An 8709-nucleotide genomic window follows, 5' to 3' on the forward strand; every position below is an offset into this window, starting at 1 on the left:
CTTATACGACTACTGTCCGGCTGCGTCCGCAAGACGGACAGTTGCACTAGGACGGTCATTTCGGTCACCGTTATCATCTTGTGAGATCGAATCGAGCGCCGGCGAGGCCAGCACCCCGAACACCATTCCCACGATCGCGATCATCGCCAGGATCAGGATCGGCAGCAGCAGCACGAGCGGGCTGATGCCCGACACGATCCCGGTCGGCGGCCCTTCGACCTCGACCGCCGCCATACCGGTGTAGTGCATGCCCACCACCGCGACGCTCATGACCGCCGCGGCCAGGGTCATGGTGCCTCGCCGTGAGACCACGGCCGTGAACCGCAGGGCCACCGTCGAGGCGACCACCGCGACCACCGCCGAAGCCGCGACCAGCAGCGGGTCGTAGACGACCCGGCCGCCCGTGGCGACCGCGGCCATCCCCGTGTAATGCATCCCGACCACGCCCGCGCCGCACACCAGTCCGCCGAGGATCAGGCGCGGCCAGCCGGCGCGCTCGCCCCCGGACACGAACAGCCCGATGCCGACGGCCGCGACCGCGAGTCCGAAGGACGCGGCCGTGAGCCCCGGGCCGTAGGCGATGTCGGCGCCGGTGACGGTGAATCCGACCATCGCGATGAAGTGCATCATCCAGATGCCGACCCCGCCGATGGCCAAGGCGGCCAGCAGGGTCCATCGGAAGCGCCCGCCGGGGGAGGCGGCGGCGCGGGCGTAGCGGGACGCCGACAGCCCGAGGTAGGAGCCGGCCGCGGCGAAGGCGAGGCCCATCACGGGATTGAGCCAGCCGTACGTGAAGTGGTGGTGTTCGAGAGTGGTAGCGAGCAGGTCGTTCAGTGGCACTGCCATGGGGTTGCCTCCTGGAAGGTCGTGGGTCAACCGTGCCTAATGGAGGGCGAAGTCTGTCGCACAGCCTGTGCGAGTCGCTTGCGGACCTGCGGGCGCCATGAGGGATCGGTCCCCCGTTCGTGTCCGGAGGCTCGCACCCGGTGAGTGGGCTAAGGTGGTGGAACACCCGACACGAACCGTGTTCGCGTCACTTCGACCCGTATCGCGACGACAGGTCGCGGCCACGGGACGGGACTCGGCCGACCGGCACAACGGTCGTCGTCCGATCGGACGGTCTTCTCTGCCGAACAGCCGAATACCGCATAGGCATGTGTCCGAAAGATCAGTGTATCTTGGGATTCGCCCCGCAACACGGTGGCATACGCGGGCGTCTTCAGTACTCCAGTACGCCCCTGGATTTCGCCGCCCTCTTTCGTCATGATGGAATCTGCTGGGCTTCACATGCCGACCCCGCCGCCCCGGCGGCAGGAAGGCAGCCGACTCGACACGTCGGCCCGAGACCGATCCCGCCCGGCCCGGGCCCTTCGGTCTGACACAGAGGACCACCCCAGGAGGCTAGACAAGGTGAGCAAGCGCAGCTCGAACCGTGCGGGTTCAGCGGCTCGACGAGGACCGCTCGGCCTGCCCCGCATCGCCGACATGCGAATCCGGTCCAAGCTGGGACTGATCCTCCTGGTGCCGCTCGTAGTCCTGGTGGCCGTCGCCGGCCTCCGCCTCTACGACCTCTCCGACCGCGTGTTCGAGTCGAACGACATGGTGGACCTCGTCGAGTTCAACACCTACGTCGCCGAACTCCGGTACGAACTCCAGAAGGAGCGGTCCCTCCTCGTCACCCACCTCCGCCTCGACGGCGAACACGTCGCCGGCATCGACAAGGCGCTCTACGACGAGTCCAACGTCGCGGCCCAGCAGGGCGAGACCGACGCCGCCTACGACCAGTTCAACGAGAAGGCCGGCCAGCTCCCGCAGCTCTCCGACGACATCGACAACCGCGTCGACGCCGTCCAGACCCAGTACGAGAGCCTCGTCGCGATCCGCCAGCAGGCCGTCGAGGCCGCCGGACAGGCCTCCATCGACGCCACCTCCCGCGTCTACCAGCGCCTCGTCGAAGAACTGGTGACCATCACCGACATCTCCTCGCGCATCGTGAACGACGCCGACATCGCCCGGAACCTCCAGGCCATCGCCGCCGCCACCACCATCCTCGAGACCCTCGAGGAAGAGCGCGCGATCGCCATCAACGTCGGCGACGGCCGCGAGTTCATCAACAACACGCGCTGGCAGAACTTCATCTCGTTCGCCTCGCTCCGCAAGACCGCCGAGGACGAGTTCAAGACCGTCGCCAACCGCGAAGAGCAGCTCGCGTTCTTCTTCAGCGAAGGCGGTCTGAACACCGAGCAGGCCCAGGCGGCCCTCGCGTTCGAGAACGACGCGAAGTCCGCGAGCACGACCACGGCGCTCGAGGTCAACGCGGAGGTCATCGCCTCCTACGACGCGATCCTCGACAACGGCCTCAAGTACATCAACTCCGAGTCCGACCAGGTGCTCGACGAGGCCGGCCGCGACCGCGACGCGCAGATCTTCCAGCTGCTGCTCGAAGCCGTGCTCATTCTGGCGGCCTTCGTCATCGCGACCGTGATCGCCCTGCTCATCGCCCGCAACATGGCGACCGGTCTGCGGCGACTGCGCGAAGGCGCGCTCGACGTCGCGCACGTCAGCCTCCCGCAGGCGGTGGCCCAGATGCGCGACGCCGAGACGATCGGCAACCGGACCCCCGACGAGGTCGCGGCCGAGACCGGCGCGGTGATCGACATCGACCAGCGCGACGAGATCGGCAACGTGGCGCACTCGTTCAACATCGTCCACACCGAGGCGATCCGCATCGCGGCCGAGCAGGCCGCCCTGCGCGCCAACGTCTCCCAGATGTTCATCAACCTGGCCCGCCGCTCCCAGAACCTCGTCGACCGGCTCATCGGCCACCTCGACCACCTGGAGCGCGGCGAGGAGAACCCGGACCGCCTGGCCGAGCTGTTCCAGCTCGACCACCTCGCGACCCGCATGCGCCGCAACGACGAGAACCTCCTGGTGCTCGCCGGCGCGGACTCCACCCGCCAGGAGCGCTACCCCGCGCCGATCGGCGACATCCTGCAGGCCGCGCAGTCCGAGGTCGAGCAGTACACCCGCATCGAGTTCGGCAACCTCGAGGCCGAGCGGGAGATCCGCCCGGCCGCGGTCAACGACCTCGTGCACCTCATCGCCGAGCTCATGGACAACGCGACCGCGTTCTCCCCGCCGGAGTCCCCGGTGCTCGTCGAGGCCGAGCAGATGCGCACCGCCGAGAGCCCGCAGGGCGCGATCCGCGTGCGCATCAACGACATCGGCATCGGCATGCCCCCCGGGCAGATCGAGGACATCAACCGCCAGCTCTCCGAATCGGCCGACGCCATCGACCTCGCGTCCTCGCGCATGATGGGCCTGGTCGTGGTCGCGCGCCTCGCCAAGCGGCACGACGTGCGCGTCGAACTCCGCCCCGGCGAGCACCGCGGCACCGTCGCCGAGGTCATCCTGGGCGAAGCGGTCCTCACCGACCCGAAGCTCCCCGAACGCGGCCTCCGCTCCGGGGTCCCGCTGGACGGCACGAACTTCGACACCGGCGACGCGTTCTCCCTGGACGGCCGCGACGACTCCCCGCGCGGCGCGCTCGGCATGAACTCCGGCGCGCTCCCGCAGGTCCCCGAGAGCCCCGCGGGCCTGTTCGACACGGTCGCCCAGCCGGGCCCCCAGTCGCCGCCCCCGCCGCAGTCGCAGCCGATGTGGCAGCCCAGCGCCCCGCAGCAGCCGTCCCGCCCGCCGGTGCCCCCGCAGCCCGCCGAGCCGCTCACCGGCGAGCACACGCTGCAGCGCAACTCCGCGCAGGCGTCCCACCCGTTCCCGCCCGCGGCCGAGGAAGAGCCGGGCTTCATGTTCCGGCCCGGCAACCTCGCCGACGAGCGCCGCCCCGGCGGCAAGGTCATGGAAGTGACCGGGGAGATCGTCTCCTCTGAGCACGTCGCGCTGCCGAAGATCCAGCTCGAGGCGTTCACGCCCGAGCCGGAGCCGGTCCCGCCGTCGTGGCCCGACGCGGCCGCCGCGCCCGCCGGCACCGAGGCGCCCCGCGCCGCCAAGAAGGACCGCGTGTCCGCCCTCGACGCCACCACCGAGCTGCCGATCTTCCGCGAGGTCGAATCGGCCTGGTTCAAGGCGGTCACCCCCGCCCCCAAGAAGGTCGAGGACGACGCGCCCGCACACGGCGCCGCGACCGAGCCGCTCTCCCAGGGCGGCAACGAATCGTCCTCCCGTACTACGGAGGCCGCCCCCGCAGAGGTGGCGGAGACAACCTCGCCGCGCTACGCTGACCAGTCAGAAGCGGCCGAGTCCCCCGCCCAGGCTTGGGAGGCGGCACCGCCCACCCCTCCGCAGCCCACGGAAGGCTCGACGCCCATGCAGAGCAAGCCCGCCGACGATCACTCGTCGTCCGCTCCGGGCCTGGAACGACGCCGCCTCACCTCCCCCGAATCCGAGTCGGGCTCCTACGCCTGGCGCACGGCCGCCGACGACGGCTGGTCGCGGGTGGACAACGCGTTCGCCGAGACCGTCTCCGGCGAGACGACCTCGGTGGGACTTCCCAAGCGCCGCCCCATGGAACGCCTGGTTCCCGGGGCCGTGGAGGAATCACAGGAGACCGTCAGCGCGCAGAAGCGCAACCCCGAGGGCATTCGGGGCCTGCTGTCGGCCTATCACCGTGGGGTGCAGCGAGGACGTGGCAATGACGGTAACTGAGTCGCTGAACCGCAACACGGAAGACGCTACTAAGGAGCGCAAACGATGAGCACTGGTGGAACCTCGGTCCAGGACCTGGGCTGGCTGCTGGCCGGCTTCGCCGAACGCGTGCCGGGCGTGGCCCACGCCGTCGCGGTCAGCGCCGACGGTCTGCTGCTGGCCTCCTCGCGGGACCTGCCGCGGGACCGTGCCGACCAGCTGTCGGCCGTGACCTCGGGTCTGGTGAGCCTCACCCAGGGCGCCTCCCGCTGCTTCGAAGGCGGCGCCGTCCTCCAGACGGTGGTCGAGATGGACCGTGGCTTCCTGTTCCTCATGTCCATCAGCGACGGCTCCTCGTTCGCGGTGCTGGCGTCGAAGAACTGCGACGTCGGCCAGGTCGGCTACGAGATGGCCCTGCTGGTCGACCGGGTCGGCCAGGCACTGACCCCTTCGGCCCGAAGTTGACCGCCGCCCTCGCGGGCGCGATTGGCGAATGCACGTGCGGCACGGTAGGCTCCTTCCGAGCGGACTGCAGCACGAGTGGGACGAACTGAACAATCGAACCCCTCCGTCGCATCCCCAGGCGACGGGCCGGTGCCTCCCCTGGCACCCGGTACACGGATAACTGACATGACTGCGGCACAAGGATTGTGGGATCCGAGCGCTGCGGTTGGAGGTAGTAATGGTCCTCGGTGGTGATGAGCCGACCGGCTCACTCGTCAGACCGTACGCGGTCACTCGCGGCCGTACGCGGCCACAATTGGAGATCGCCCTGGAAGCGCTGGTGGAGACCACTGCGCGCGGCCGGTCCGGGCAGTTCCTCGGCGGCCGGGAGCAGAAGGTGATCGTCGACCTGTGCGGCGGGCGCCTCCAGTCCCTCGCCGAGATCGCCGCGCGCATGGAGGTGCCTCTGGGCGTCGCGCGCGTGCTGGTCGCCGACATGGCGGCCGATGGATTGCTGGCAGTGCACGAACCCACCGGATTCGACGCGGACGGCGGCGACGGATCGGTCGGAACCGAGCTCCTTGAGCGTGTCCTCAGTGGACTCAGGAGGCTATAGACCCACATGAACTCACCCGCAGACACCTCTCGTGTGACCTCTGCCAAGATCGTCATCGCCGGCGGCTTCGGCGTCGGCAAGACGACCTTGGTCGGATCGGTCTCCGAGATCACTCCGTTGACGACCGAGGCGATCATGACCTCAGCCTCGGAGGGCGTCGACGACAACAACCTGGTGCCCGACAAGCAGACGACCACAGTGGCGATGGACTTCGGCCGCATCACCATCGACCAGGACCTGATCCTGTATCTGTTCGGCACGCCCGGCCAGACCCGTTTCTGGTTCATGTGGGACGAACTCGTGCGCGGCGCGATCGGGGCCATCGTCCTGGTCGACACCCGCCGGCTCGCCGACTGCTTCTCGGTCATCGACTTCTTCGAGCACCGCAAGCTGCCGTACCTGGTGGCCGTGAACTGCTTCGACGGCAAGCAGCTCCACGACCTCAACGACATCCGCGACGCGCTGCAGATCTCGCACGACGTCCCCGTGATGTACACGGACGCCCGCAACCGGGAGTCCACCAAGCAGGTGCTCATCAAGCTCGTTGAATACGTGCTCTCGATGCGCCGCACCCGCACCGTCGGCGTCCACTAGCTGCCCACAGGCGGACGCACGACGATCGTCTAGGCTGACCCATCTCCCTGGACCATGCTTCGAAAGGGGCCCAAGGCTTTCCGCCTTGGGCCCCTTCGTTCGCGCCGGAAGACGACGGGTGATGCCCGGTTTCTCCGCAACCTGCACGTGCCGAACGGCCGACGGCCATAGAGTGTGGACTATGACCGTTCCCCAGACCGATCCCCGCGAGGCCTTCGCCGAGCGCCTGATCGAGGACGTGACCCGGTCCCTCGAAACGCTCAGCGTCTACCTCGGCGTGAAACTCGACCTGTATCGGGCTCTCGCCGACCACGGCCCCGCGAACGCCGCTGACCTCGCCGCCTCGGCGAGCATCGCCCCTCGCTACGCCCGCGAGTGGCTCGAACAGCAGACAACGGCCCGCTACCTCGAATGCGAGGACCTGACGGCGCCAGCCGAGGGCCGCCGCTACCGGCTGCCCGAGACCCGCGCCGAGGTACTGCTCGACGGCGACAGCCCGTTCCATGCCGCGCCCGGCGTGACGATGTTCGGGGGCGTGGCCGGAGTGCTCGACCAACTGGTCGACGCCTACCGCTCCGGCGGCGGCGTCCCGTACAGCGCCTACGGCGAGGACATCCGGAACGGCATCGCGGCCTTCAACCGCCCGCAGTACCTCCACGAACTCCCGGCCTGGCTCGAAGCGGTTCCTGAGATCGATTCGCGGTTGCGAGGCAATCCGGAGGCGCACATTCTCGATCTGGGCTGCGGCGCCGGCCAATCCACCCTTGCGATGGCCCGCGTCTATCCGCACGCCCACGTCACGGGCGTCGACCTCGATCACGATTCGATCGCCGAAGCCCGGGCCGCGGCGATCGACGCGAACCTGGGCGGCCGGGTGGACTTCACCGACGCCGACGTGGCAGGGCTGTCCTTCGAAGCCGAGTTCGATCTCGTCACGATGTTCGAGACGCTCCACGACATGGCCGATCCAGTCGGGGCGCTGCGCACGGCCCGCTCCCTGCTTGCGGTCGGCGGCAGCGTGCTGATCGGCGACGAACGGGTCGCCGACGACCTGACGGACGACGGCGACCTCATTGAGCGGTTCCAATTCGGCTGGAGCGTGGTGCACTGCCTGCCGGCCACCATGGCAGAGGACCCCGTCGAAGCGAACGGCACGATGCTCCGCACCCCGACCCTCGCCCGCTGGGCACAGGAAGCGGGCTTCACCTACTTCCAAGTGGCCCCGATCGAGAACGACTTCTGGCGCTTCTACCTTCTACGCGAGTGAGCGCCTTCCCAGATACCCATGGGATCCGGGCCCGTGGCCGACCGGTCCGAGGTTGCCTCCCGGCCCGATCGGGACCTGATTCAGGCGATCGGCGACGAAGAGGCGGGAAGGAGCGTGGGTCGATTCCTGGCTTCCCGGCCTGATCCGGCCGAGATTCAATCGGGCGGCGACAACGAGGTGGCGGCAGGGCCCTGGTCGCTCTCGGGCTTCCCGGCCTGATCGGGTCGAGGTTCAGGCGGGCAGCGACGACAAGGTGGGGGCGGGGTCGGGTTCGGCTCGAGCCTCCCGGCTCGATCGGCTCGGGGTTCAGGCGGTCAGCGACAACAAGGTGGGGGCGGGTTTGGGTTCGTTTCCGGCTTCCCGGCCTGGTCGGGTCGGGGTTCAGTCCGGCGGCGATGGTGGGGTGTGTGGCTGGGGTGGGGTGGGTTTCCTGGTGTGGGCATGCTGAGGGGCCCGGCCCCTGTTGGGGTTCGGGTGGCGCTGCGTGGTGTGTGCGGCGCTTCCCCCAGCAGTCGCCTGCTGGGGCAGGGTAAGAACGGCGGGTCGCCGTAGTCGTCGGTCGCTGACCTTGCAGCTGTCGCTGTCGATGCCGGTGGTGCGGGCGCCGCGACTGCTACTTCGGTGCTTGAGGCGTCGCGTATGCCGAATGTCGCTCGGCATCGCGCTTTCGCCTCCCGCATGGCTTTGAGGGCTCGGTCGCGGTCGATGGCCTGGGCGATGCCGTCGAGGTCGGGCTTCAACGTCTCGGACCATTCGGTCCGGTAGAGCCCGGTGGGGAACACATCCCAGTCCGAGCCTGCATGCTCCGCGTCCATATCGGCATCGGTGCGCCAGTCGGCGCACCCGCACCCGGCCGAGCCACCGGCCGAGGCATCGGCGGGGCCGCTCTGACCGGTCCCGGCCGCTGCTGCGTGGCCGTCGTGGTGGGTGATGATCGCCTGACCGGGCCCGGTCTTCTCCACGCTCCACCCGGTGGTGTGGATGCGGCCGTGGTGGAAGCGGCACAGCAGGATCAGGTTCTCCGCGACCGTGGGGCCGCCGTCGGCCCAGTGGGTGATGTGGTGCGCCTCAGTCCAGGCGATGGGCCGGTCACAACCGTGCCAAGCGCAACCCCCTGGCTGCTCGAGCTCGAGTTTGCGCCGCA

General features: G+C 69.1%; 7 protein-coding genes. 5 read left to right on the forward strand and 2 right to left on the reverse strand.

Annotated elements, in window-relative coordinates; translation table 11 throughout:
- Nucleotides 1–9 precede the first annotated feature (9 nt).
- A complete protein-coding gene (locus tag JHY01_RS23710; RefSeq protein ID WP_205328188.1) occupies nucleotides 10–846 on the reverse strand; it encodes an MHYT domain-containing protein in 837 nt (278 codons plus the stop codon).
- 639 nt (nucleotides 847–1485) lie between these two features.
- On the opposite strand from JHY01_RS23710, the gene JHY01_RS23715 reads away from it, so the two are divergent.
- From JHY01_RS23715 to JHY01_RS23735, 5 genes are all read left to right on the forward strand, one after another.
- Nucleotides 1486–4665, forward strand: a complete 3180-nt coding sequence (locus JHY01_RS23715; RefSeq protein ID WP_205328189.1) for a nitrate- and nitrite sensing domain-containing protein — start codon at nucleotides 1486–1488, stop codon at nucleotides 4663–4665.
- 45 nt (nucleotides 4666–4710) lie between these two features.
- On the forward strand, nucleotides 4711–5109 hold the full coding sequence (locus tag JHY01_RS23720) for a roadblock/LC7 domain-containing protein (RefSeq protein WP_030161947.1): 399 nt from the start codon (nucleotides 4711–4713) through the stop codon (nucleotides 5107–5109).
- A 217-nt stretch (nucleotides 5110–5326) separates the two neighbouring features.
- Nucleotides 5327–5704, forward strand: a complete 378-nt coding sequence (locus tag JHY01_RS23725; protein WP_091048505.1) for a DUF742 domain-containing protein — start codon at nucleotides 5327–5329, stop codon at nucleotides 5702–5704.
- 6 nt (nucleotides 5705–5710) lie between these two features.
- Nucleotides 5711–6298 carry an ATP/GTP-binding protein gene (locus JHY01_RS23730; RefSeq protein WP_205328190.1) on the forward strand — a complete coding sequence of 196 codons (588 nt, stop codon included), beginning with the start codon at nucleotides 5711–5713 and terminating at the stop codon, nucleotides 6296–6298.
- 181 nt (nucleotides 6299–6479) lie between these two features.
- Nucleotides 6480–7565 carry a trans-aconitate 2-methyltransferase gene (locus JHY01_RS23735; RefSeq protein WP_205328191.1) on the forward strand — a complete coding sequence of 362 codons (1086 nt, stop codon included), beginning with the start codon at nucleotides 6480–6482 and terminating at the stop codon, nucleotides 7563–7565.
- 314 nt (nucleotides 7566–7879) lie between these two features.
- On the opposite strand, the gene JHY01_RS23740 is transcribed toward JHY01_RS23735, so the two are convergent.
- Nucleotides 7880–8709 (reverse strand): HNH endonuclease signature motif containing protein (locus tag JHY01_RS23740; protein WP_205328192.1); only part of this gene is annotated, 830 nt, incomplete at its 5' end.

It is taken from the genome of Glycomyces sp. YM15, assembly GCF_016918015.1.
Lineage (GTDB): Bacteria > Actinomycetota > Actinomycetes > Mycobacteriales > Micromonosporaceae > Glycomyces.